25 protein-coding genes are annotated in these 22641 nt (G+C 67.4%); 14 read left to right on the forward strand and 11 right to left on the reverse strand.

Annotated elements, in window-relative coordinates:
* Positions 1–12: 12 nt before the first annotated feature.
* The gene (locus tag ABD231_RS26910; RefSeq protein ID WP_344157764.1) at positions 13–1470 is read right to left on the reverse strand and encodes a glycoside hydrolase family 76 protein; all 1458 of its coding nucleotides are present in this window, start codon (positions 1468–1470) and stop codon (positions 13–15) included.
* Between the two features lie 65 nt (positions 1471–1535).
* On the reverse strand, positions 1536–2000 hold the full coding sequence (locus ABD231_RS26915; RefSeq protein ID WP_344157767.1) for a hypothetical protein: 465 nt from the start codon (positions 1998–2000) through the stop codon (positions 1536–1538).
* A gap of 81 nt (positions 2001–2081) precedes the next feature.
* Between ABD231_RS26915 and ABD231_RS26920 the strand changes: the two genes are divergently transcribed.
* From ABD231_RS26920 to ABD231_RS26935, 4 genes are all read left to right on the forward strand, one after another.
* Positions 2082–2900 carry a tryptophan 2,3-dioxygenase gene (locus ABD231_RS26920; RefSeq protein ID WP_344157770.1) on the forward strand — a complete coding sequence of 273 codons (819 nt, stop codon included), beginning with the start codon at positions 2082–2084 and terminating at the stop codon, positions 2898–2900.
* A 10-nt stretch (positions 2901–2910) separates the two neighbouring features.
* Entirely contained in the window at positions 2911–3519 is a 609-nt protein-coding gene (locus tag ABD231_RS26925) for a hypothetical protein (protein ID WP_344157773.1), read from the forward strand.
* Between the two features lie 535 nt (positions 3520–4054).
* Entirely contained in the window at positions 4055–4738 is a 684-nt protein-coding gene (locus ABD231_RS26930; protein WP_344157776.1) for a response regulator transcription factor, read from the forward strand.
* Positions 4738–6030, forward strand: a complete 1293-nt coding sequence (locus tag ABD231_RS26935; RefSeq protein ID WP_344157779.1) for a sensor histidine kinase — start codon at positions 4738–4740, stop codon at positions 6028–6030. The genes ABD231_RS26930 and ABD231_RS26935 overlap by 1 nt, the downstream gene beginning before the upstream one ends.
* A gap of 28 nt (positions 6031–6058) precedes the next feature.
* Here the strand turns inward: ABD231_RS26935 and ABD231_RS26940 are convergent, their stop codons facing one another.
* The 4 genes from ABD231_RS26940 to ABD231_RS26955 all read right to left on the reverse strand — a co-directional run bounded on the left by ABD231_RS26940 (position 6059) and on the right by ABD231_RS26955 (position 9494).
* On the reverse strand, positions 6059–6778 hold the full coding sequence (locus ABD231_RS26940; RefSeq protein ID WP_344157782.1) for an anti-sigma factor: 720 nt from the start codon (positions 6776–6778) through the stop codon (positions 6059–6061).
* A complete protein-coding gene (locus tag ABD231_RS26945; protein WP_344157785.1) occupies positions 6775–7380 on the reverse strand; it encodes a sigma-70 family RNA polymerase sigma factor in 606 nt (201 codons plus the stop codon). The genes ABD231_RS26940 and ABD231_RS26945 overlap by 4 nt, the downstream gene beginning before the upstream one ends.
* A gap of 36 nt (positions 7381–7416) precedes the next feature.
* Positions 7417–8079 carry a fasciclin domain-containing protein gene (locus ABD231_RS26950; protein ID WP_344157789.1) on the reverse strand — a complete coding sequence of 221 codons (663 nt, stop codon included), beginning with the start codon at positions 8077–8079 and terminating at the stop codon, positions 7417–7419.
* An 80-nt stretch (positions 8080–8159) separates the two neighbouring features.
* Positions 8160–9494 (reverse strand): aminotransferase-like domain-containing protein, encoded by a 1335-nt coding sequence (locus ABD231_RS26955; RefSeq protein WP_344157792.1) that lies wholly within the window; start codon positions 9492–9494, stop codon positions 8160–8162.
* A 62-nt stretch (positions 9495–9556) separates the two neighbouring features.
* Between ABD231_RS26955 and ABD231_RS26960 the strand changes: the two genes are divergently transcribed.
* Positions 9557–10153: a DJ-1/PfpI family protein gene (locus tag ABD231_RS26960; protein WP_344157795.1), complete on the forward strand. Its 597-nt coding sequence runs from the start codon at positions 9557–9559 to the stop codon at positions 10151–10153.
* A 104-nt stretch (positions 10154–10257) separates the two neighbouring features.
* The gene (locus ABD231_RS26965) at positions 10258–12735 is read left to right on the forward strand and encodes a X2-like carbohydrate binding domain-containing protein (RefSeq protein WP_344157798.1); all 2478 of its coding nucleotides are present in this window, start codon (positions 10258–10260) and stop codon (positions 12733–12735) included.
* 1 nt (position 12736) lies between these two features.
* Here ABD231_RS26965 and ABD231_RS26970 read toward each other — a convergent pair whose 3' ends face one another.
* From ABD231_RS26970 to ABD231_RS26980, 3 genes are read right to left on the reverse strand one after another with little or no spacing between them, the layout of a single operon-like run.
* Positions 12737–14062, reverse strand: coding sequence for an outer membrane protein assembly factor BamB family protein (locus ABD231_RS26970; protein WP_344157801.1), 1326 nt, complete (start codon positions 14060–14062; stop codon positions 12737–12739).
* A gap of 30 nt (positions 14063–14092) precedes the next feature.
* Positions 14093–14731, reverse strand: a complete 639-nt coding sequence (locus ABD231_RS26975) for a response regulator transcription factor (RefSeq protein WP_344157804.1) — start codon at positions 14729–14731, stop codon at positions 14093–14095.
* Complete coding sequence (locus ABD231_RS26980; protein WP_344157807.1) at positions 14719–16599, reverse strand: sensor histidine kinase; 1881 nt, start codon at positions 16597–16599, stop codon at positions 14719–14721. Before ABD231_RS26980 ends, ABD231_RS26975 begins: the two co-directional genes overlap by 13 nt.
* Positions 16600–16736: 137 nt before the next feature.
* Here ABD231_RS26980 and ABD231_RS26985 point away from each other — a divergent pair, with 137 nt between their 5' ends.
* The gene (locus ABD231_RS26985) at positions 16737–17054 is read left to right on the forward strand and encodes a hypothetical protein (RefSeq protein WP_344157810.1); all 318 of its coding nucleotides are present in this window, start codon (positions 16737–16739) and stop codon (positions 17052–17054) included.
* A gap of 4 nt (positions 17055–17058) precedes the next feature.
* Here ABD231_RS26985 and ABD231_RS26990 read toward each other — a convergent pair whose 3' ends face one another.
* Entirely contained in the window at positions 17059–17364 is a 306-nt protein-coding gene (locus tag ABD231_RS26990; RefSeq protein ID WP_344157813.1) for a DUF6506 family protein, read from the reverse strand.
* 70 nt (positions 17365–17434) lie between these two features.
* Here ABD231_RS26990 and ABD231_RS26995 point away from each other — a divergent pair, with 70 nt between their 5' ends.
* The 7 genes from ABD231_RS26995 (at position 17435) to ABD231_RS27025 (ending at position 21940) form a co-directional block, all read left to right on the forward strand.
* Positions 17435–17932 (forward strand): MarR family winged helix-turn-helix transcriptional regulator, encoded by a 498-nt coding sequence (locus ABD231_RS26995; RefSeq protein WP_344157816.1) that lies wholly within the window; start codon positions 17435–17437, stop codon positions 17930–17932.
* Positions 17933–17973: 41 nt separating this feature from the next.
* Complete coding sequence (locus ABD231_RS27000; protein ID WP_344157819.1) at positions 17974–18489, forward strand: RNA polymerase sigma factor; 516 nt, start codon at positions 17974–17976, stop codon at positions 18487–18489.
* Positions 18486–19067 carry a hypothetical protein gene (locus ABD231_RS27005; RefSeq protein WP_344157822.1) on the forward strand — a complete coding sequence of 194 codons (582 nt, stop codon included), beginning with the start codon at positions 18486–18488 and terminating at the stop codon, positions 19065–19067. Before ABD231_RS27000 ends, ABD231_RS27005 begins: the two co-directional genes overlap by 4 nt.
* A 58-nt stretch (positions 19068–19125) precedes the next feature.
* Positions 19126–19839 (forward strand): VOC family protein, encoded by a 714-nt coding sequence (locus tag ABD231_RS27010; protein WP_344157825.1) that lies wholly within the window; start codon positions 19126–19128, stop codon positions 19837–19839.
* A 109-nt stretch (positions 19840–19948) separates the two neighbouring features.
* Entirely contained in the window at positions 19949–20770 is an 822-nt protein-coding gene (locus ABD231_RS27015; protein ID WP_344157828.1) for an endonuclease/exonuclease/phosphatase family protein, read from the forward strand.
* Positions 20767–21342 (forward strand): alcohol dehydrogenase catalytic domain-containing protein, encoded by a 576-nt coding sequence (locus tag ABD231_RS27020; RefSeq protein WP_344157830.1) that lies wholly within the window; start codon positions 20767–20769, stop codon positions 21340–21342. The genes ABD231_RS27015 and ABD231_RS27020 overlap by 4 nt, the downstream gene beginning before the upstream one ends.
* Positions 21254–21940: a zinc-binding dehydrogenase gene (locus ABD231_RS27025; protein ID WP_344157833.1), complete on the forward strand. Its 687-nt coding sequence runs from the start codon at positions 21254–21256 to the stop codon at positions 21938–21940. Before ABD231_RS27020 ends, ABD231_RS27025 begins: the two co-directional genes overlap by 89 nt.
* Position 21941: 1 nt before the next feature.
* On the opposite strand, the gene ABD231_RS27030 is transcribed toward ABD231_RS27025, so the two are convergent.
* On the reverse strand, positions 21942–22637 hold the full coding sequence (locus ABD231_RS27030; protein WP_344157836.1) for a GAF and ANTAR domain-containing protein: 696 nt from the start codon (positions 22635–22637) through the stop codon (positions 21942–21944).
* Between the last annotated feature and the right edge of the window lie 4 nt (positions 22638–22641).

The following is a 22641-nucleotide window of genomic DNA, read 5'->3' on the forward strand; positions in this document are numbered from 1 at the left end:
GGGCGAATGTTGTCAGACCGGCGCATTGAGCAGGTCCACCGCCGACTGCTGCCGAGCCCCGTCCACCTTGTCGACTGGGCCGTACCAGCGCAGTCCGTACTGATCCATCGGCGTCCGATCCGCGGCGTACGCGCGATCCGCCTGCCGACGCAAGTACGTCGAGTAGGGGTGATCGGACAACGCGGTATTCAAAACAGTCAAAGACCGCGCATAGATCCCCTTGAACGACGGCCCGTCCCCACCGCAATCGCCACCCTCACACGGCTCCCGCAGAATGCCGTCGGATGTGTGCAGTCCGGAAGCGGTCGTCGACGCGTTGGCAAGCTGACGCGCAGTCGTCAAATAAGACGAGTTGTTAGTTGCCTTCGACAACTCGACCAGTGCCGCGATCGGAACCCCCTGGTTATAGGTCCAGGTGGTGTCCCCGTTGTTCTTGCAGGTAGACAGGTTGATTCCATCGTTGATCAGGTTCGAACTGTTGATCATCCCGGTCTGCTGGAACCACGTCCATCCATTCTGCGCCCGCTGCAGATACGTCGTGTCCCCGGCGATCCGATTGTGCAGAGCAGCGCTGAGCTGGATGTAGAGCGCGTTGGTGATCGCGTTCTTGTAGGTCTTCGCCTGACTCCACCAGACCCCGCCACCACAGACGTTGTCCCAGTACGCCGCCATGTGGTCGGCGTCGGCCCGAGCCGTCTGCAGATAGCGCGCTTCCCCAGTCAGGTCGTAGGCCGCGATCCAGGTCAGACCCCACCAACCGGTGTCGTCGATGTAGTCGTTGCGGAACTGCCCTTGCGCTGCGTTCAGGTTGAGGTCGTACGTGCGGCCGATCGCGTACTTGTAGCTGTTCATGCCACTCACGCGAATGTTGTCGATGACCGCGTTCAACGCGTTGGCCGAGTTCCACCAGCCTGTGGTCCGCCACAGTCCCGTGGACCGGTTGTAGTCCTGCATCAGCGCGGTCGCAGCCGCCGTACGGCGGTCCCAGGCGTTCCACGTCGTACGAGCCCAGGGAGAGCAGGTGATGTCGGGGCGGTCGCCGGCCTTGCCGCAGACGCGCAGTGCGCCGACGCCCTGGTTGGCCCAGTCATCGACGTTGTACATCAGCGTCCGCCAGCCGGTCTGGCCGCTGGGGATCGCGGTCGCGCCGAGCTTGCTGCCATCGCTCCAACTGCGGCCGCCGTCCATCGAGCGGTCCAGCCAGACCTCGTCACCAGGGCTGCCGCCCTCGATCGTCCCCCAACCCATCGCGTCGGCGTCGTCGAAGTGCAGGCGGAAGGTCCGGCCGAACAAAGTCGTCGAAACCGGCGAGCGGTCGCCGGGGGACAGCGCCGGGTCGCGGGCGTCGCAGTACTTGTTGCAGATCGTGGCTTGCGGCGCCAAGGGGACCTCCGGGGTCGCGGGCGCGGGCGCTGGGGCACCGAGTGGAGTGATGAGCAAGCTGAGACTGGAAACGATTCCACCGAACATCACGAAACTCCCTGGGGCGGTAGGGGGAGGCGGTGAACCGAAAGTAGGTGGCAGCTAACGCGACGTCAAGACATCAGCAGCAACGCGGCCAGCACGCAGGCGGTGAGCACCCCGGTACCGGCCAGCGCGACCCGGCGGCCGCGCCGGCACCGCCGTACGATCGCGGTCCGGTCGAGGTCGATCGCGCACGGGTCGAAGTTCGCCGGGTCCGCAGGGGCGAAGACACTGCCCAGCCGCTCGAGGACAGGCCGCTGAGCCGCCTGCCGGGCCGCCTCCTGGACGACCCGGCGGCGCAGGAACTCACGGGGCTCCCGGTCCGGCACCGGCAGCCCCGGAGGTACGGCGTACTGGACGACGCGGTGCGCGGTCGCGATCCGCCGGGAGCGGCTGATCGACGGCGGCAGGATCAGGTAGGCCAGGCGGGCCAGCGACCGGTAGTCGTCCAGCAGCAACGCCTCGACCAACGGCTCTTCCCGCGTCGGTCCCTGAACCGGGCCCGGGACCAGCGGGGCTTCAACCGTGGCTGACATGCAACTCCTTCATCGGCGTACCTCAGGTCCAACGAGCCAATGCCTGACCGGTCACGAACCGCCTGATATAGCCTCAGCCACATGGCAGAAGAGGTGGTTACGGGGCGTTGGGGCGGGGTCGAGGTCAACTTCGGTGAAGAAGGTGGCCGGCTGACGTACGGCAGCTACCTGCGGTTACCGCAACTGCTCGACCAGCAGCGGCTGGAGTCGAACCCGCCCGCGCACGACGAGTTGCTGTTCATCACGATCCACCAGGTCTACGAGCTGTGGTTCAAGCAGGTGCTGCACGAGCTGACCGCCTCCCGGGACGCGATGCTGAACGACGAGCTGTGGCTGGCCCAGCACCTGCTGCGCCGCGTGCACACCATCGAGCGCACCCTCACCCAGCAGGTCGACATCCTCGAGACGATGACCCCGCAGGACTTCGGCGAGTTCCGGCACCGGTTGTCACCGGCCAGCGGGTTCCAGTCCGTGCAGTTCCGCGAGATCGAGTTCCTGTCCGCCGCGAAGGACCCCTCCTTCGTACGGCGGTTCCGCGGGCTGACCGAGGCCGAAACCGCCCGCCTCGAGCGCCGGCTCGAAGAACCGAGCCTGTGGAACGCCTTCCTCGCCGTACTGGGGAAGGCCGGTTTCGAGACCGACTCCGACGATTCGATCAGCGACGCGCTCCGCAAGGTCGCCGGTGACCGCGCCCACTACGGTGCCGTCTGGGAGCTCGCCGAGGCACTCCTCCAACACGACGAGCTCGCCGCCGCCTGGCGCGCCCGCCACGTCGTCATGGTCGAGCGCATGATCGGCACCAAACCCGGCACCGGCGGCTCCTCCGGCGCCAACTACCTGCGCAGCCGGCTAGACCTTCGTTACTACCCGTTGCTGTGGGATCTGCGTTCTTCCCTCTAGCGTCTGGGCAATGAAGCTCTACTCGCAGGTCGGTCGGCAGCGGTTCTGGCAGCTCTTCGGCGACCTGCTGCTGGTCGGATGGATCTACGTGTGCGTGAAGGTCGGCCTGCTGGTCTTCCGCATCACCAACGCCCTCGGCGCCCCAGGCCGCAAAACCGCCGAGGCCGGCGACGGCCTGGCCGGCGACCTCCGCCGCCTGTCCGAACCCATCGGCAAGGTCCCCGCCGTCGGCGACGAACTCCGCTCACCCATCGACGGCGCCGCCGCAGCCGCCGCCCGCCTCGCCCAAGCCGGCCGCGACCAGGCCCACGCCGTCGAACAACTCGCCTACGTCCTGGCCGCCGTCACCATCACCCTCCCCATCCTCTTCGCCGTCCTCATCTGGCTCCCGCGCCGCATCCGCTTCATCCGCCGCGCCACCGCCGCCCAACGCTTCATCGACAACGCCGCCGACCTGGACCTCTTCGCCCTCCGCGCCATGGCCAACCAGCCCATGCACAAACTCGCCCGCATCTCCCCCGACCCCGTAACCGCCTGGCGAGAAGGCGACTCCACAGTCATCCGCCAACTAGCCACCCTCGAACTCCACACCACCGGCCTAAAACCCCCACCCGCCTAACCCCCACCCCACCCCATCCCAGCCCTCTCGTCCCCCACCTCAGCGGGCAACCCCCGACTTGAGTGGGCAACCCCCGATCCGAGCGGTCATCCCTCCATCTGGGGGGTTGCCCACCCAGATCCCCAACGGGCAACCCCCCACCTCAGCGGGCAACCCCCGACTTGAGTGGGCGACCCCCCATCTGAGCGGTTATCCCTTCAGTTGGGGGGTTGCCTCCCCGGAATCTGACGGGGCGACCCCCGATCCTGGGGGTTATCCCCTGGGTTGGGGGGTTGCCCATCGAGATTGGGGTGGGCGGGGTGGGGGTGGTGGATCGGGGTGAGGTGGTGGGCGGACCGCCGGCACTCACCAACTGCCCTCAGCGGCGCTCGCCACGCCTGAGCCGACCCCGCATTTGGGGGTTGGTGAGTGGCTCAGGTCCGCCGCGAGGCGTGAGGGCGCCCGTGCGGGTTCGGCGGATATCCGTTCAAATGTCGTCGGGTGGGGTGGGGGCGGTGGGGGGATCGGCGGGGGTGGGGTGGATACGCTCTGCGGTATGGCTCGGGTGTTGTTGGTGGAGGATGACGACGCTATTCGTACGTCGCTCTCGAAGGCTCTGACGGCGGTTGGGCATGTGGTGACGGCTGTTGGTGGGGGCGCGGAGGGGATTGCGGGGGTGGCGCGGGATCGGCCGGAGGTGGTTCTGCTGGATCTGGGGTTGCCGGATCTGGACGGGCGGGACGTGCTGGCGATGGTTCGTGCGGTGAGTGATGTGCCGGTGATCGTGGCGACTGCGCGGGATGATGACGCGAGTGTGGTGAAGCTGCTGGATGCCGGGGCTGACGACTATGTGATCAAGCCGTACAGCTCCGCTCAGATCGATGCCCGGATTCGCGCCGTACTGCGTCGTCTCGGGACCGATCAGCAGGACGTGACGGTGGATGTCGGGCCGCTGAAGATCGATCCGCGGAGTCGCGAGGTCACGCTGGACGGCAATCCGGTCGACCTGACGCGCAAGGAGTTCGACCTCCTGCTCGCCCTGTCCCGCAGACCGGGAGCCGTGGTCAGCAAGCGGGAGTTGCTCGCGGAGGTCTGGGGCCTGCCGTGGGGTGGCGGCGACCGGACGGTCGACGTGCATCTGTCGTGGCTCAGGCGCAAGCTCGGTGAGACGGCGGCCGCACCGCGTCTGCTGCACAGCGTCCGTGGGGTCGGCGTCAAGCTCGCGGTTCTGGAGAGCTGATGCGCCGCCGGATCCTCCTGCTCTCGGTCGGCCTGACGATGCTGGTCGTGATCGGGTTCGCCGTACCGCTGATCATTCTCCTTCGCTCAGCGACGGCCGACGAGTCCAAGGAGAATGCCCGGTACCGCGCCGAGTCGGTCGCGTACTACGTCGGCGACAAAGACCACACCAAGGACGACATCGCGGCGTACCTCCAAGGCATGAAGGACGGCCCCGGCACGCTGTCGGTGCGTCTCGCTGACGGTACGACGCTCGGTCAGGCCCCGCCCGGCGGTGTCTCCGCGCCGAAACCCACGCCGACCGACTACAACGACGACCACAAAGGCCCGCCGGAGATCGGCGACCCCGACTACCGCGACGTGAACGGCGGCCTCGCCGTCGAGATCGACGTCGGCACACCCCAAGGCCCAGCCTCGGTCTGCCTGTACCTCACCGGCGACGAGCTGTACGACGGCTTGACGCCCCGCATCCTCGTCGTGGCCGGAGCCGGGCTGCTCGTCCTGCTGCTCAGCATCGCCGGCGCCGAGCTCGTCTCCCGCCGCCTGGCCCGCCCGCTGGAAGAAACAGCCGGTACGGCGGAGCGCCTGGCCGGCGGTGATCTCGAAGCCCGCGCCCCGGTCACCGGACCGGTCGAGGTGGCGAAGGTCGGTGCGGCCCTGAACCGCCTTGCCGACCGCATCGACGAGGTCATCGCGGTCGAACGCGAGTCGGTGGCCGACCTATCCCACCGGTTGCGCACGCCGTTGACCGCGCTCAGACTCCAGGTCGAGGCGCTCCCGGATCGCGAACGTGCCGAGGAGCTCAACACCCAGGTCACCAGCCTGGAGCGCACCCTGACCGCCATCATCAGCGCGGCTCGCCGACCGCAGCGCGAGGGTCGGGTCCCGCATTGCGACGCTGTCCAGGTGACGCGCGACCGAGCAGCCTTCTGGGAACCGCTCTTCGAGGACCAAGGCCGCGAGCTCACCCTCGACCTGCCCGACCCGCCCGCGATGGTCCGCTCGGCCCCCGAAGACCTGGCCGCTGCCCTGGACGCCCTTGTCGAGAACGTCGTCGCCCACACCCCCGACGGCACCCCGGCCCGAATCACGTTGCTGCGCACAACCAACGCCGTACAAATCACCATCGCGGACGAAGGACCCGGCATCCCCCTGGGCGCGGGGGAGCGAGGCCGCAGCGACCGCGGCTCCTCCGGTCTAGGTCTAGACATAGCCCGCCGCTACGCCGAAACCACCGGCGGCCACCTCACCATCCGCCGCAACGAGGTAATCCTCACCCTCGCAACGCCCTAGGTCATCTGAACCTGGCACCTCGAGGCGCCTAGGTCATCTCGACGGCGGCGACCGGGGTCGTTGTGGGCTCAGGGGAGCCGCCGGTTGGCTCCTCGGTTAGACCGAACGTCGTCTGGCCGATGACGTTGCCTTGGACAACGGTTGCCAGGTCACCCGAGGTGAGGCCGATCGAACGAGCGTTCTGGGACGCGTCCATCAGCCACAGTTGCCAGACCTTCCCACTGGGCGGCTTCCGCAGATCATGCAGTACGACGACCACCGCATCCGCCCGCGCGGACATCACCACCGTCGCCTGCCCGCCACCGATGATCGCGCCATGTGACGTCTTCGCATCCGGCTGCGCAAGAACCGCCGCCATCTGCTCATTGGCCTCAACCGCCGCCCTCTTGTCGCGGTACTGATCCACGGCAACCCCACCGACACCAGCGATCACAAGAGCGGCCGCGGCCAAGGCGAACACCGACCGGCGGCTGAAACGACGCGCTGTCACGGCATCCGGCGTACCGGCAACGACCGGTGGCAGTTGGCGGACGTTCTCAATCGCCCGCAGCACATTAGTCTTCAAATGCAAGGGCGGTGTCGCCTCCACCTGCGTGGCGAGTTTGATCGCGGCCTCGCGGAGCTCGGCCACTTCCGCGGTGCAGAACTGACACTCGGCCAGGTGAGCCTCGAAGCGGGTGCGCTCGTCGGCAGGCAGCGCGTCCAGGACATAAGGCCCGGTGAGCGTGTGATCGTCTGGTTCGGTCATGGCGTACCCCCTTTGCTGGTTCCGAGGCAGTCGCGGAGCCTGATCAGGCCGTCGCGCATCCGTGCTTTCACAGTAGGCAGTTTGGCGTCGAGTTGGTGGGCCACTTCCAGGTACGTGTAGCCGTTGTAATAGGCAAGTGTGATCGATTCTCGCTGCAGCTCGGTCAGCGTGCCGAGGCAGCGCCGGACCTGCTCAGCCTCGAGCCGGGTGGTCACAGTGTCGGAGACCTGGTCGAAGTCGACCTCGGCGTTCCGAGCACCGACCATCTCCGTTCGATCACTCGCCGCCTGTTCGGAGCGAACCCGGTCGACCGCCCGCCGATGGGCGATGGTGAGGATCCACGAGTGCGCCGAGCCGCGGGCGGCGTCGAAGCGGCTGGCGGTTCGCCAGATGTCGATCATCACCTCCTGGGTCACCTCCTCCGACTGCGCCGGGTTGCGCAGAACCCGCCGTACGAGGCCGTAGACCCAGGGGCTGATCCGGTCGTAGAGCGTGCTGAACGCCGCGGTGTCGCCACCGGCGGTCCGCGCCAGCAAGTCGGCATCGGTGACCCCCGGCCGGGGTCCGTTGCCCGGCCAGGGGAGTGCGGTCGATTCGGTCACGCGTGGTTCCTCTGCTCAACCCTCATAGTGGCGTACTCAGGCGGCCGGGGGCATCAGGACGGTGTCGATCAGGTAGACGGTCGCGTTGGCCGTCTTCACACCACCGCAGATCACGTTGGCGTTGTTGACCTTCAGGTTCTGCCCCGAACCGGTGACGGTGACCTCCTGCTTCTCCGCCGTCGCGTGCTTGCCGACGACCGCGGTCGGGTCGAGCTGACCAGCCACCACGTGATAGGTCAGGATCTTGGTGAGCAGCGGCGCGTCGGCCTTGAGGGTGTTGATGGTCTTCGCGTCGATCTTCTTGAAGGCGTCGTCGACCGGGGCGAACACGGTGAACTCGCCGCCGTTGAGGGTCGAGACCAGGTTGACCTTCGGGTTCAGCTTGCCGGAGACGGCGGCCACGAGAGTGGTCAGCAACGGGTTGCCGGAGGCAGCGGTGGCGACCGGTACGGCGGCCATCCCGTCGACCGAACCGGCGCCGGTCGGGTTCGCCTTGGCGTAGGCCGCGCAGCCCGGGCCGACGAGGCCGGCGGCGTTGTCCATCGACGGCTCGCTGGAGGGCGCGCTGGTCGGCGCCGAGGTCGGCTGGGAGGCGGCCGGTGCGTCCGCCTTCTTGTCGTCACTGCCACACGCGGCGGTCGCCAGGACAAGGGCCAGAGCAGTCGCAGCGAGGCCGGCGCGAACGGTCGTACGAGACATGACGATCTCCTGAGGTGAGGGGTGTGAACGGGCTCGCTCACACCCAGCACTTCGGCGCCACCCCGAACCCGGATGGGTGGTCATCTCAAACCGTCTTGCTCGACCTCCTCCCGAACAGCCCGTACGGCGTGCGCGAGCTCCGCGAGCGATACCGAACCGATCGCCAACCGCAGTGCGTGCGGTACGGCGGCAGTCGTGGCGAAGGGAGCCGCCGTGGAAACCGCAACCCGGCGCGCGGCCAGCGCAGCCACGATGCGATCCGGCCGCGTATCCGGCGGCAACGGCAACCAGCGCACGTACGACGAGGGGTGCCCGATCGACCGCAGTTCGCCCAACGCGGCCAGCGTGATGTCCTGCCGCTCGCGCGCATCCGCCCGCTTCTGCACCTCGAGCCGATCGACCGTGCCGTCCTCGAGCCAGCGGCAGGCGATGGCCGCGGTCACGCCCGGCGTCTGCCAGGTCGTGGCCATGATGACGCGCTCGATCGCCGGGACCACCGCCTCCGGCGCAACGACGTACCCGATCCGCAGTCCAGTCGCGACGCTCTTCGACAACCCCGACACATAGACCGTCAACTCCGGTGCCAGCGTCGCCAGCGGCGGTGGCGCATCCTCGGCGAGATACGCGTACGACGCGTCTTCCACGACCGTTAGTTCGTATCGCCGAGCGGTCGCGATCAACCGATCGCGCGCTGATCGATCGATCACCCAGCCGAGCGGATTGTGCACCGTGGGTATCGCATAGAGACCGCGCACCCGTCGACGCCGACACAACTGCTCAAGCGCATCGAGGTCGACACCATCAGCCTTAGCCGGGAGTGGAGCCAGCTCCAGACCGAGCGTGCGGGCCAGCACGATGAACCCTGGATAGGTGATCGCATCGACCGCGATCACGTCGCCCGGCTGGAACATCGCCATCGCCGCAACGGCCAGCCCGTGCTGAGCGCCGTTCACCATCAGCACCCGCTCCCGGCCGACCTGCAGACCGCGCTGCCGCAGGTACCGCGCCACCGCCTCCCGATCCTGCGGTCGACCTCGATGCGGCTGATAGCGCAAGAGGGACTCGAGATCTCCGGCCGCGGCCAGGTCCCGCAACGCCTGCCGCAGCAGGTCGGCCTGCCCAGGCACGGACGGCGAATTGAAGCTCAGATCGATCGCATCGACAGCCACGGTTCGCTGGTCGAAGTGATCGATATCCATCGCGAGATCGCGGACGAACGTGCCGCGCCCCTGCTCGCTGCTCACCAACCTCATCGCGGCCAGTTCGGCGTACACGCGCGACGCGGTCACCAGCGCGATCCCCTCGGACGCAGCCAGCTCTCGATGCGTGGGCAGCCGCATCCCCGCGGGCCGGCGTCCGGTGCGGATCTCATCCGCCAGTACGTCGACGACTCCCTTGTACTTCGGTGTCCGCATCACCGCATTGTATGCATGACAATTCTTGGATCGTCATGGATCAGTCGGCGTACCGTCCGAGCATGCATACCGCGATCCTGACCTTCGACGGCTACAACGAACTCGACTCCCTGATCGCGCTGGGGATCCTGAACCGCGTCCCCGGAGCGCGCGTATCGATCGCCAGCCCGACGCCCCGGGTGACGTCGATGAACGGCGTCACCATCGACGCCGCGATCGACCTCGAAGAAGCCTGTACGGCGGATGCCGTCATCGTCGGCAGTGGCAGCAAGACGCGCGAGGTGGTCGAGAACCCGGAGATCATGGCCGTCCTCAAGGGGCTCGATCCCGAACGCCATCTCCTGGCCGCGCAGTGCTCCGGTGCTCTCGTGCTGGCCAAGCTCGGCCTGCTCGAAGACGTTCCTGCCTGTACCGACCTGACCTCCAAGCCCTGGGTGATCGCCGCCGGTGTCGAGGTCCTCAATCAGCCGTTCTTTGCTCGCGGCAACCTGGCCACAGCCGGCGGTTGCCTGGCCTCCACCTACCTCGCGACCTGGACGATCGCCCGGCTGCATGGTCTCGAGGCTGCCGAGGCCGCGATGCACTACGTCGCCCCGGTCGGCGAGAAGGACGAGTACGTGACCAGAGCGCTGCGCAACGTCACGCCGTACCTGGCCTGAGAAAGTCAAGGCCATCGGATTTCCTATCGGATCTTGACGGACTTACTTAACCCGATCAAGATTCCCATATCCTATCCGATCCGCCAGGCAGAAGGTCGCCGCTGATGACCAGATCCAAGGCACTCCGAGGCGTCCTCGCGACGCTCGTGATCGCCGCACTCCTTCCCGTCGGCTCGGCGGCGGTGTCGTCCGCGGCGCCACGCCCGGGCCCCGGCGCCGTTCCCGAGGCCGCTTCGCAACAGGGCGCCGTACCGCAGGCTCCCCTCCCGTCCAACGTCTCCGCGGCTCCTGGTGGACCGGCGGGTGCGCAGGCGGACAAGCCGTACATGGGCTGGAGCAGCTACAGCATGCAGGTGTACGCCGGGAACGGCGGTACCTGGATCAACGAAAAGCAGATCACGGCGCAGTCCGACGCGATGCACGCCAAGCTGCAGCCGTACGGCTACAACCGGATCAACATTGACGCCGCGTGGAACGACGGGATCGACGGCTACGGCCGGCCGACCCCGAGCGCGAAGAACTACCCCAGCGGCTTCCAGACGCTGATCGACCACATCCACGGCAACGGCCAGAAGATCGGGATCTACGCGATCCCGGGTATCGGCCAGCAGGTGATCGACGCGAACCTGCCGGTGTACGGCGCTCCGGAGTGCAAGACCGGTGATCTGCCGGTGCGGCCGCTGGTGAAGGCCGACTACTGGGGCATCGGCTACAAGATCGACTTCTCCAAGCCCTGTGGGCAGAAGTACATCGACTCGATCGCGGATCTGTTCGCCTCCTGGGGGATCGACCTGGTCAAGTTCGACAGCGTCACGCCGGGTTCGGGCGTCAGCAACCTCACGCTCGACGCGCGCGACGACGTGAAGGCCTGGTCGACCGCGCTCGCCAAGCACAAGATCTGGCTCGAGCTGTCGTGGGCGCTCGACATCAACTACGCCGACTACTGGAAGCAGTACGCCAACGGCTGGCGGATCGACTGGGATGTCGAGTGCTACTGCGAGGGTGTCGCGCTGACCGCCTGGCCGAACATCAGCCGGCTCTTCCCGAAGCTCGCCGACTGGTGGCGGCACGCGGGTCCCGGCGGCTGGAACGACCTCGACTCGCTGAACGTCGGCAACGGCCAGATGGACGGCATGACCAAGGACGAGCGCCGTACGGCGGCAACGTTGTGGGCCGTGTCGGCCGCCCCGATGTACACGGGTAACGACATGACGCGGCTCGACCAGTACGGTCTCGATCTGCTGACGAACCGCGAGGTCATCGCGGTCAACCAGGCCGGCCGGCCCGCGCACCCGGTGTCCACCACGTCGAACCGCCAGGTCTGGTACTCGCTCAACGCCGACAGCAGTTACACCGTTGCCCTGTTCAACCTCGGTCAGACTGACGCGAACATGACCGCGACTTTCGCCGACCTCGGTCTGACCGGTTCCGCGAAGGTTCGCGACCTGTGGGCCAAGAAGGACCTTGGCACGTTCAACGGCAGTTTCACGGCGAACGACGTACCGATTCATGGTGCTCGGTTGTTCAAGGTGACACCGCAGTCGAACTCCACGATCAAGGTCAACGACGACGACCTGCGGGTCTCGTACGACGGTGACTGGAAGCGGAACGGCAATTACGAGGTCCCGGCGACCTCCGAGCCGCTGAACGTCACGATCTCCGACTCGGCCGGCGCGAGCGCCCCGGGCGCGGCCAACGTCGGTACCCGGACTCTCGAGATCAACAACGACAACGCGCAGATCGTCTACACGGGTTCGTGGAGCCGCAGTACCGGCCGTGGTCTTGGCGACTACCAGGACGACGTCCAGTACTCCGAGCAGAACGGTGACTCGTTCTCGTACAGCTTCGTCGGGAACGGCGTTGACTACGTGACCGAGACACACAACTCGCAAGGCGAGGTGGACATCTACATCGACGGCCAGCTCAAGCAGACCGTCAACACCTACCAGGCCGACGGTCGTGGAGCCCAGCAGGTCGTCTACAGCATCTCGGACCTGCCGAACGGCGCCCACACGATCCGAGGGGTGAAGAAGAGCGGCCAGTTCATGCTGGTCGACAAGCTCAACGTCCGCCAGGAGAGCCTGCTCAACCCGGACAAGGCGACGTTCAACAAGGCGCAGCCGGCCGACGTCAGCATCGAGATCAGCCGTGACCCGGGCGAGCTCGCCGCCATCGCCGGTCTGGTCAAGGGCACCGACTACACCGTCACCGGCCGCACGGTCACCATCAAGAAGGAGTACCTCGCCAAGCAGCCGGTCGGGACCGTAGCCCTCGACTTCCGCTTCCGCGGCGACTACCGCGACGACGTCCACGCCACCACGGCGAACGGCGCCTCGGCCTCCTTCACCTTCACTGGTTCTTCGGTCAACTGGTCAACCGCCCTGGCCCCGGACCAGGGTGAGGCCGACGTCTACCTCGACGGCAAGGTCATCCGCCGGGTGAACCTGCACGGCGACGCCCGCGTCACCGCTCGCCAGGTCTTCACCGCCACCGGCCTGAGAAATGCCCAGCACACCCTGAAGATCGTGAAGGTCTCCGGCGACGCCCTCCGCCACGACACCTTCGGCTACACGATCAAGTGACTCACTTGAAGAACTGAATGCGGTCGTCGGCCCCGGCGGACTGAGTGATCAGCCAGTCGGGGCCGAGCCCGAGCAGGCCGGCCGAGCCTTCGGCCGTCCACAGGGCGTTTCCGGTGCGTACGTCGTTCACCCGGACGGCCGGCCCGGCGATCTCGTGGGCGACCCGATCGCCGACGACCGCAACTGCCTGATCCCGGCCGGCCAGCATGGTCCGTGGGAGCTCGATTTGCCAGCGCTGGTTGCCGTTCGCCGTGTCCAGCCCGACCAAGTCGATCTCGTTCGAGAACTCGCCGACCTGGATCAGGAGCGTCCGGTCAGTCAGTCCGACGGGGATGCCTTTCACCCTGCTCGTCCAGCGGACCTCGCCGGTCGTCAGGTCGATCAGCGCCGGTGTCTTCTCCTTGGTCGGTACGGCGAGCAGTCGGCTCGTCAACGCCGGATAGCCTGCCTGCCCACCGTTGTCCCACCGCCAGCCGCGCTGTTGCCAGAGGTAGCGACCGGTCAGCACGTCATGCCCGCTGATTCGGATCGCGCCGCCCGAGTACCGCTCGTCCCACATGAGCCCGAGCCGTCCGGTCGTGAGCGTCAGGTACTGGTCCCAGGCGTCGAAGGTCTTACCCGGCCTGCCGGTGGCAGTGGCCAGTGCAGTCATCAGTCGTTCTTTGCCCGTGTCCCGGCCGAAGACGACGTACGGTGCGGGCCGGACGAGGTTCGGCTCGCCAAGGTTGTAGTAGTGGGCGGTGACGTCCGAGCCCGGGGCGTCGACGTTCGGCGTGGTTCCGATCGGGAAGTCGGCGTGCCAGCGCTCCTTGAAACTCGGCAACTGCAGACCCCGCACCCGGCAGGTCCTGCCTGCACAATCCGGTACGACGACCCAGTCCGCAGTGATCCCGGCGTTCTGGCGGCCGGCGGCGTGCTTCTTGCGGTACTTGACTTTGCCGGACCGGATATCGACACCCTGGAACAGACTGACCTGCTCGATCAGCACGACCGCTTTGGTCACCGAGACCCGGACCTCACCGTTCACCGGGACCTTCCACAGCACCTTCCCGTCGGCGCGGTTCAGCCCCGCAACCAACTGCCTGCCGTGGACGACCACTGTCTCGCCGAGGACGGTCGCATTCTCGAACTCACCGGCCCCGGGAAGCGCCGCGGTCCACGCGGCCGGCCGCTGCGGCTCGGACGGCGTACTCGGGACGCTGGGCGTGGGCGTGGGCGTCGGCGTCGCAGACGGGGTCGGCGGACCGGCGACCGGCTTCTCGGCCGCGCAACTGGCCAGAGCCAATGCCGTCACCAGACATCCGAGCGTCGCTGTCAGCCTGTTCACCCGGAGGATGCTAGACCGGAATGAGGGTCGTCAGGCCTGGGCCCGCAGGTAGGCCAGAACCGCCAGGACCCGGCGGTGGGCGTCGGCGGTGTCGGCCAGTTGGAGTCGTTGGAAGATCGACCGCATATGAGTTTCGACCGTGCGATCGGTGACCACGAGCTTGGCCGCGATGGATTTGTTGGAGTGGCCCTCGGCAACCAACGCGAGGACTTCCTGCTCGCGCGCGGACAGGTCGGCGAGGAAGGGGCGGCGGGTGGTGAGCAGGGCGGCGACGATCTCGGGATCGAGGGCTGATCCGCCGGCGGCGACCCGGTCGAGGGCGTCGAGGAAATCGTCGACGCGCAGGACCCGGTCCTTCAGCAGATAGCCGAACGCGCCGGTCGAGACGAGCTTGACCGAGTGCGTGGTCTCGATGTGCTGGGACAGGACGAGGATCGGCTGCCGCGGCCGTCGTCCGCGGATCTCCTGGGCCGCGCGGGCGCCGTCATCGGTCATCGTCGGCGGCATCCGGACGTCGATGATCGCCAGGTCCGGGGTGTGTTCGTCGACGGCCGCCGGAAGCGCGACCGCGTCCCCGACACTCGCCACCACCTCGTGACCGGATTCGGTGAGCAACCGGACCAGGCCTTCCCGGAACAGGACCGAGTCCTCGGCGATCAGGATCCGCACGGCAGCACCGCCACGATCGTCGTACCGGTCCCGCGTTCGCTCGTCACGGTGAACTGACCTCCGATGGATCCGACCCGGTCGCGCAAGGTGGTGAGCCCGGAAGCACCGCCGCGGCCGTCGTCGCTGACCCGGATCTCCAGCCGGCCATCGACCTGTTGTGCGGTGACCTCGATCGCGGTGGCATCCGCGTGCTTCAGGACATTGGCCATCGCCTCGGCGACGACGAAGTACGCCGTACTGGCGACCAGCTCGCCGGGGTCGTCGTCGGCCAGCGCGATCTCGAACCGGACCGGGATCGGTGCGTCGGCGCCGAGTCTGGTCAAGGCAGCGCCCAGTCCGTCGTGCAGGCTTGCGGGGCGGACGCCGTGGGCGAGCCGGCGCAGTTCGGCGACCGTGTTCTCGATCCGCTCGACGGCCTGATCCAGTTCGGCGCCGACTGGATGTCCATCCGGCAACCGGCGTTGGGCCAGCCGGAGTTGCATGCCGAGGGCAACCAGTTGCTGCTGGGCGCCGTCGTGCAGGTCACGCTCGAGTCGGCGACGTTCCTGAGCTGCTGCGGTGACCAGCCGGAGCCGGCTCTCGTCGATCTCGTGCACCGCCCGGCGCAACCCGAGCCGCAACCGGCTCACCTCGATCGGCAGCCGGGCAGCCGAGGCGGCCAGCTTGCCTTGCCGGACTCGGCGGGCGGATCCGGGAGTCAGCACGAGTACGCCGAGATCCGTGTCGCTGCTGCGCAATGTCACGAGCTCGCCTGATGGCGGGTCGGCGGGGGCGCCGGTGCGATCGACGTACCCGCTGCCGTCGAGATCGGTCAGCAGTAGCACCAACTGTGGATCGCCGACGGTCGTTCGCAGCACGTCCTGGACGTCTTCGGGCTCTGCGGAACCATCGCGGACCTGCTCGACGAAGCGTTGGATCCGATCGAGGACGACCGCTCGATCACGATCGATCACGCGCGCCACGGCCCGGTGGATGACTCCGTGCAACGGCAGTACGCCGAGCGCCACCAGGAACACCGACCCGGTCAGGCCGACGCGGTCGTCGTCGATCAGGTAGTCGAGGCTGCCGGCGATCCCGGCCAAGGCGACCGCCGCGATCGCGGTCGTCAGCACCCAGGCGAGTGAATCGCTGAGCAGCCGGTCGATCTCGAACAGGTCATACCGCAGTACGGCGATCGTCACCGCGGCCGGGACCAGGATCACGATGCCGAGCAGGAAACCGCCGTACACCTCGGGCCCGAGCCAGCCGAAGGCCGCGATGACCCAACTGGCAACCATCAGCGTCAACACCAGCACAGCCGCGAGGATGAGCCACTTCAGTTGCTCGCGGACCCGATCGTCACCGGTTCGGTAGCGAACCACGACGGCTGCCACGCACAGTACGGAGACGACGAGCAGCACGAACAGCGCACCGAACATCACCGGGTACCAGATCGACCGCGGTACCGAGATGGGTGAATGCATCGGCGGGTCGTCGTGGTAGTTCATGGTCAGCACGAAGGCCACGTTCACGAGCAACGCAGCCCCCGGTACGGCGAACGCCACCGCCCGCCAGCGCCGGCCGGGCAATAGCCCGTCCGGGAACACCAGCAGCAGCGCCAGGAACCCGACGAGTTGCCACGGCCAAACCCCTGGCCCGCTCCACGCCTCGACCGCCGGGACCACCGCGAGCGAGGCGGCCAGCCACGTCAGCACCGGCCCGACCACGTTGCCCGGGGCACGGACGACCAGCAACCAGCCGAGCCCGAGCGGTACGGCGTCCAGCACGAAGACCGGCGTGAGTTCGGCGCTGCGGCCCAGGGCCAGCGCCACCACCGCGGCCAGGCAGACGCAGGTGGCCGCGATCGCGGACCACCGTGCTCGGCTCATGCCGTCATTGTGCAGCCCCGGACCGCTCGGTGGGATCAGTGACAGCACTGGCCCGGAGTCCAGCGGTGACCTCGATGCGCCCGGCCGCCCTCGGCCGGGATCGTCGGTGTCATCACCACTACTCCACGGAGGTCACCATGATTGCCATCCTCACCATCCTCGTCGCGCTGCCACTCGGGCTGCTGGTCCGCAACCGCCTCGCGGCGTACCTGATCTTCGCCATCGCGTTCGCGCAGATCTACACCTTCCAGTCGATCAACCTCGTGATGGAGTGGGTCAACGGCTCCACCGAGGCCTTCCCGCGCGACGGCAAGACCGAACTCCTCGGCGGCACGCTCGGGTACCTCGAGTTCACCAGCGCGATCTACGCCGTCGGCTTCGGCCTGATCACCCTCGGCCACTGGCTTCGCAACCGTCGCCGGACCGCCAAGAACCACGAAGTGGCCCTCGGCTGATCGCTCACTGTGGGAAGAGGGCGGCGAGCCCGTGGATCGACTCGACGCCGTAGTTGGTCCCGCCGACCGGAACCTTGCCCTCGGTCGCGGCGAGGACCTCGGTCACCACGGATGGGCCGAGGCCGCCGCAGACCTCGATGAGCTGAGCGCCGTCGGCGACCAATTGCTTGGCGACTTCGGCGGCCAAGGCCCGGTCCGGTACCGGCACGATCGTGGTGGTCAGACCGCCGACGCTGATCACCGCGCGGTCGCGGATCGGGTCCTCCGTGCCGAGACCCAGATAGATGAAGGCCCAGTTATTGAACGCCATGTGAACTCTCCTCGGTACAGGTAGCTTGATGCCAAGCTAATTGACTTGATGCCAAGCTAAACTGCGGAGGGTGCAGAAAGATTCCGTGGACCGGATGATCGACGCGTGGGCCGGCACGCAACCCGACCTCGACGTGAGCCCGCTGGAGGTCGCCGGCCGCCTCCTGCTGTGCGCTTACCACCTCCAGCAGTCCCTGACCGAGGCACTCCAGCCACTCGGCCTGACCTTCCCCGACTTCGACGTCCTGAACACGCTCCGCCGCCACGCCGACCCCACCGGAACCAACCCGACCGATCTCGCCGATTCGGCGCTCATCACCACCGGCGCCATGACGTCACGCCTCCACCGCCTCGAGCAGGCCGGCCTCATCCGCCGCGTCCCCGACCCCGCCGACGGCCGCGCGGTCCGCGTCAACCTGACGCCCCGAGGCCGCGCCCTCGCCAAACGAGCCCTCACCAAGGTCCTAGCCGCCGACGAAACCTTCCTCGCCCCGCTCACCTCGTCTCAGCGTGGCGAAGTCGCAGGAACCCTCCGCCAGCTCCTGCTCGCCGTCGAGGCCCGCTCCTGAAAGGATCGAGGTCGTGCCGGACAGGTGGGAGTGTGACTTCCATGCGTGAGCATCGCTTCGAGGCCCTGGTGCGGGCGGTTGGCGAGCCGCTGCATCGCTACCTGGTACGCCGAACCGACCCGGCCGCGGTCGACGACGTACTGGCCGAGACGATGCTCGTGCTCTGGCGGCGGATCGACGACGTACCGCACCTGGATGACGTACTGCCGTGGTGCTACGGCGTAGCTCGTGGGTGCCTGGCCAACGCCCGCCGTGCCGAACGACGCAGGCTGCGGCTGGTCGATCGGTTGGCGCGGACGCCTGCGGTGTCGGAGCCTGCAGAGCACATCGAGCTGTACGACGCGTTGCGGACGCTCGGGGAGCTTGATCGCGAGGTGGTCATGCTCTGGGCGTGGGAGGGCCTTGCGCCCCAGGCGATCGCGGAGGTCACCGGGCTGACGCCGAACGCGGTGAGTATTCGGTTGCACAGGGCAAAGAAAAAGCTCGCCGTACAGCTCGACCGAAAGAACGGCGCGACGGCCGGACAGGAACAGGTCAAGAGAGGGAGTGAACTGTGAACGACGACGAACTGCTGGCCCAGCTGAAGGCCGCCGACCCGGCGTCACGACGGGGTGCTCCCCAACCGGACCTAGACCGCCTCCTGGAGATCCCCATGAGCACAGACAGCCAGACCCGCCCCGCCCGTCGCCGCCTGATTCCCGCCGTAGCCGCCGGCCTCCTGATCGCCGCCGGCGGCCTCATCTGGGGCGTCACCGCTGGCAACGACGAGCCACCCATCGCCACTCCGCCGGTCCCGACCGTCAAACTGACCGTTGGCAGCGGGGTCGCCGGCAAGTGCCGCGCACTCGAGGTGGCCGATCTCCAGCGACTGCCGGTCGCCTTCGAAGGCAAGGTCACTGCCGTCACCGGCGACCTGATCTCCCTCAAGGTCGCGCACTGGTACCGCGGCGGTCCCGGCGACAACGTCGAGGTCCAAGCGATGCCGGAAGACGTTCTCACCCTGTTGGGGGTCGACTTCAAGGTCGGCGAAAGTTACCTGGTCTCCGCCGCGAACGGCCAAGTCAGCATCTGCGGCGCCAGCGGTCCCACCACCCCCGAACTCCGCCAACTCTACGAACAGGCCTACGCCGGCTGAGCCACTGTCGTACACTGTACGGTACAGTGGACGGTTCATGGGTGAAGGAGGCGTTGGGATGGCTGGTGAGGTGACGGTGCCGTTGTTGCCGTGTGCGTCGATCGACGAGGTGGTGGCGTTCTACGAGGTGCTGGGATTCCGGCGGACCTACCAGCAGCTGCGGCCGAATCCGTACGTCATCGTGCAGCGTGAGGACCTGCGGCTGGACTTCTTCGGGATGCCGGGCTTCGATCCCGCGAACTCGTACGGCACCTGTGTCGTGATGGTGCCGGACACCGGGGAGATCTTCCGGGCCTTCGCGGAGGGGATGCGGGCGGCGTACGGGAAGATCCTGGTCACCGGCATTCCGCGGATGACGCGCCCGCGGAAGCGGAAGAACGTGGCGAACCATTCCGGGTTCTGCGTGATCGATCCCGGCGGGAACTGGATCAGGTTCTTCGCGACCAAGCCGGCGGCCGACGAACCGGACGATGCGGCGCTGAGCAGACTGGGCGCTTCCCTGAAGAGCGCGGTGGTGATGGGCGATTCCAAGGGCGTCGAAGAGCAGGCGATCCGCATCCTCGACTCAGCCCTCAAACGCTACCGAGACACAGCAACAGTCGAGGACCTGATCAACGTCCTCGCCTACCGAGCCGAACTGGCAATCCGAGTCGACGACACAGCGGCGGCCCGGGACTACGTCGCGCAGATCCACGACATCCCGTTGACAGACGAGCAACGCACCGCCCTCGCAGAAGTCCTGTCCAGCCTGGCCGAGCTCCAAGCTGGTTGATCGTCAGGCGTGGTCGCCGTCGAGGAGTTCGTGGAGTTCGGCGGCGGCCTGTTCTCCGGTACCCGGGGGCATCCGTGCGACCTGTTTTGTGGCGGGTACCGGGCGGACCGTGCGGGTCGCCACTTTGAATGTCTTTGGACTGCGGGCGAACTGGCCTGGGCGCCGCGCGTTGATGAGTGCGGGGTTTGCGCGGTTCAGGCCGGATCTTGTGGCGCTGCAGGAGGTGGTTGCGAACGATCAGGCTCGACAGGTGCTCGGTGACGGGTACGAGTTCGCGCACCACAGCGAGCGGGAGAGCAACGGGGAGGGGATCTCGCTTGCGTCGCGTTGGCCGATCTCGGCGGTTCATGAGGTTGATCTGCATCTAGGGCCTCGTGCGGCTGGGTTTGCGTGTTCGGCGATGGTGGCTGAGATCGACGCGCCTGGTCCGGTCGGGCGGATGTTGTTCGTCAATCACATGCCGGACTGGCAGCTCACCCATGAGGCGGAACGCGAACGCCAGGCCGTTGCGGTCGCCAAGTTCATCGAGGAGCTGGTGGGCACGACCCGCCGACATGTGGTCGTGGCCGGCGATTTCAATGCGGCTCCCGATGCCGCCAGCGTTCGGTTCTGGACCGGGAAACAGTCGCTGGACAACGTGAGTGTCTGCTATCGCGACGCCTGGGCAGCGATCCACGGCAGCGATCCCGGCCACACGTTCACCCCGGAGAACACGCTCACCACAACCGCCGAGTACGGCGAGTGGGCCACCGAGCTCGGTCGGCGGATCGACTACATCCTCGTCCGATCGACCGGCCACGGGCCGTCTCTCCACATCACCGAATGCCGGCGACTGTTCGACCACCCCACAGAAGGCGTTTGGCCGAGTGACCACTTCGGGGTCGGAGCTGTCCTGGCAATCCCCGCGCGGAGCAAAGGAGCAGACGCATGAAGGCACTGACCTGGCAAGGGAAACGGAAGATCGAGTACGGCGAGGTGCCGGATCCGCGGATCGAGGATCCGACCGATGCGGTGATCAAGGTGACGTCGACCGGGATCTGCGGTTCGGATCTGCATCTGTACGAGGTGATGAGCCCGTTCCTGGATGCCGGTGATGTCCTCGGTCATGAGTCGATCGGGATTGTCGAGGAGGTCGGATCCGCGGTGACCAGCCTCAGTGTCGGCGATCGCGTCGTCGTACCGTTCCAGATCGCGTGCGGGTCGTGCTTCATGTGCAACCGGAATCTGCAGACCCAGTGCGAGACCACGCAGGTGCGCGAGCAGGGGATGGGCGCGGCGCTGTTCGGTTACACGAAGCTGTATGGGGCAGGTCCCCGGCGGCCAGGCCGAATACCTTCGCGTTCCCCAGGCGCAGTACGGGCCGATCAAGGTGCCGCACGGTCCGCCGGACGATCGTTTCGTCTACCTGTCCGACGTGCTGCCGACCGCTTGGCAGGCGGTCCAGTACGCCGGGATCCCGGACGGCGGCACGGTCGTCGTACTGGGGCTTGGTCCGATCGGTGACATGTCCTGCCGGGTCGCGTTGCATCACGGGTATCGCGTGATCGGGGTCGATCTGGTCGCCGAGCGGTTGGAGCGGGCGCGGCGCTACGGCGTCGAGATCCTCGAGTACGGCGACGATGTCGCGGACGCGATCCGGGACCTGACTGATGGTCGTGGACCGGATTCGGTGATCGATGCCGTCGGCATGGAAGCGCATGGTTCGCCGGGAGCCAAGTTCGCGCAGCAGGCGGCCGGGTTGCTGCCCGATGCGATCCAGGGTCCGCTCATGCAGAAGGCCGGCGTGGATCGTCTCGCGGCGCTGCTGCTCGCGGTCGAGGTCGTCCGGCGGGGCGGGACCATCTCGTTGATCGGTGTGTACGGCGGTATGGCCGACCCGCTGCCGATGTTGACGATGTTCGACAAGCAGATCCAGCTTCGGATGGGTCAGGCCAACGTCCGGCGCTGGAGCGACGACATCCTGCCCCTGCTCGGCGACGACGATCCGCTGCGCGTCGACACCTTCGCCACCCACCGGCTCCCGCTCTCCGACGGCCCCGACGCCTACGAGATGTTCCAGCAGAAGCGCGACGGCGCCGTCAAGATCCTCCTCACACCCTGATTCAGTGGGGGAGGTTGCGGGTGTTGATGAGTTCTTGGGCGACGTCGCGGAGTTTGCGGTTGGTGTCCTGGGAGTAGCGTCGCAGTATTTCGAAGGCGCGGTCGGCGTCGAGGTCGTAGCGCTCCATCAGGATGCCCATCGCCTGTCCGACCAACTTGCGGGCGTCGACCGCGTGGGCCAGTTGCTGCTCGTGCCGGGTGGTGGCGACCGCGACCGACGCGTGGCGGGCCAGGATGTGCGCTACCGCGAGGTCGTCCTGGCCGAAGGCGTCCGCGTGCGTGCTGTACAGGCCGAGCACTCCGAGCGTGCCGGAGGCGGTGGTCAGCGGTACGTCGAGGACGCTGCGGACGCCCAGTTCGAGGACCTTGCCCGCCCACTCCGGCCAGCGGCCGTCGGTCGCGGTGTCCGCCACGAGAACGGTCGAGTGGTCCCGCATCGACTCTGCCAGCGGGCCCTTGCCGCCGTCCATCTGCAGTTGGTAGATCTCGGCGACGACCGGGTCGGTGACGGCGGGGATCTCCAGCCTGCCCCCAGCCAGTGACAGCGCGACTCCCGCGTGTGAACAGTCCAGCGCCTGCAGGGCGAACTCGACGACCGCCTGGACGGTCTCCTCGACGTCAGCACTGGCATGAAGCTCGAGGGCAAGCTGGGCAAACCGCTCAGCCGCGTTGGCCGAGAGGTCGAAGTCGTGATCCATGTCC

This window comes from Kribbella yunnanensis, assembly GCF_039529655.1.
In the GTDB taxonomy this organism is placed as follows: Bacteria; Actinomycetota; Actinomycetes; order Propionibacteriales; family Kribbellaceae; genus Kribbella; species Kribbella yunnanensis.

Coding starts and splice junctions, on each gene's coding strand:
- ABD231_RS27030 (WP_344157836.1), bottom strand. CDS start 22,637: ATGGATCACGACTTCGACCTCTCGGCCAACGCGGCTGAGCGGTTTGCC.
- ABD231_RS26935 (WP_344157779.1), top strand. CDS start 4,738: ATGCGCCGCCGGATCCTCCTGCTCTCGGTCGGCCTGACGATGCTGGTC.
- ABD231_RS26920 (WP_344157770.1), top strand. CDS start 2,082: ATGGCAGAAGAGGTGGTTACGGGGCGTTGGGGCGGGGTCGAGGTCAAC.
- ABD231_RS26915 (WP_344157767.1), bottom strand. CDS start 2,000: ATGTCAGCCACGGTTGAAGCCCCGCTGGTCCCGGGCCCGGTTCAGGGA.
- ABD231_RS26955 (WP_344157792.1), bottom strand. CDS start 9,494: ATGCGGACACCGAAGTACAAGGGAGTCGTCGACGTACTGGCGGATGAG.
- ABD231_RS27010 (WP_344157825.1), top strand. CDS start 19,126: ATGGCTGGTGAGGTGACGGTGCCGTTGTTGCCGTGTGCGTCGATCGAC.
- ABD231_RS26985 (WP_344157810.1), top strand. CDS start 16,737: ATGATTGCCATCCTCACCATCCTCGTCGCGCTGCCACTCGGGCTGCTG.
- ABD231_RS26910 (WP_344157764.1), bottom strand. CDS start 1,470: ATGTTCGGTGGAATCGTTTCCAGTCTCAGCTTGCTCATCACTCCACTC.
- ABD231_RS26960 (WP_344157795.1), top strand. CDS start 9,557: ATGCATACCGCGATCCTGACCTTCGACGGCTACAACGAACTCGACTCC.
- ABD231_RS26965 (WP_344157798.1), top strand. CDS start 10,258: ATGACCAGATCCAAGGCACTCCGAGGCGTCCTCGCGACGCTCGTGATC.
- ABD231_RS27020 (WP_344157830.1), top strand. CDS start 20,767: ATGAAGGCACTGACCTGGCAAGGGAAACGGAAGATCGAGTACGGCGAG.
- ABD231_RS26980 (WP_344157807.1), bottom strand. CDS start 16,599: ATGAGCCGAGCACGGTGGTCCGCGATCGCGGCCACCTGCGTCTGCCTG.
- ABD231_RS26950 (WP_344157789.1), bottom strand. CDS start 8,079: ATGTCTCGTACGACCGTTCGCGCCGGCCTCGCTGCGACTGCTCTGGCC.
- ABD231_RS26930 (WP_344157776.1), top strand. CDS start 4,055: ATGGCTCGGGTGTTGTTGGTGGAGGATGACGACGCTATTCGTACGTCG.
- ABD231_RS26940 (WP_344157782.1), bottom strand. CDS start 6,778: ATGACCGAACCAGACGATCACACGCTCACCGGGCCTTATGTCCTGGAC.
- ABD231_RS26925 (WP_344157773.1), top strand. CDS start 2,911: ATGAAGCTCTACTCGCAGGTCGGTCGGCAGCGGTTCTGGCAGCTCTTC.
- ABD231_RS26990 (WP_344157813.1), bottom strand. CDS start 17,364: ATGGCGTTCAATAACTGGGCCTTCATCTATCTGGGTCTCGGCACGGAG.
- ABD231_RS27000 (WP_344157819.1), top strand. CDS start 17,974: ATGCGTGAGCATCGCTTCGAGGCCCTGGTGCGGGCGGTTGGCGAGCCG.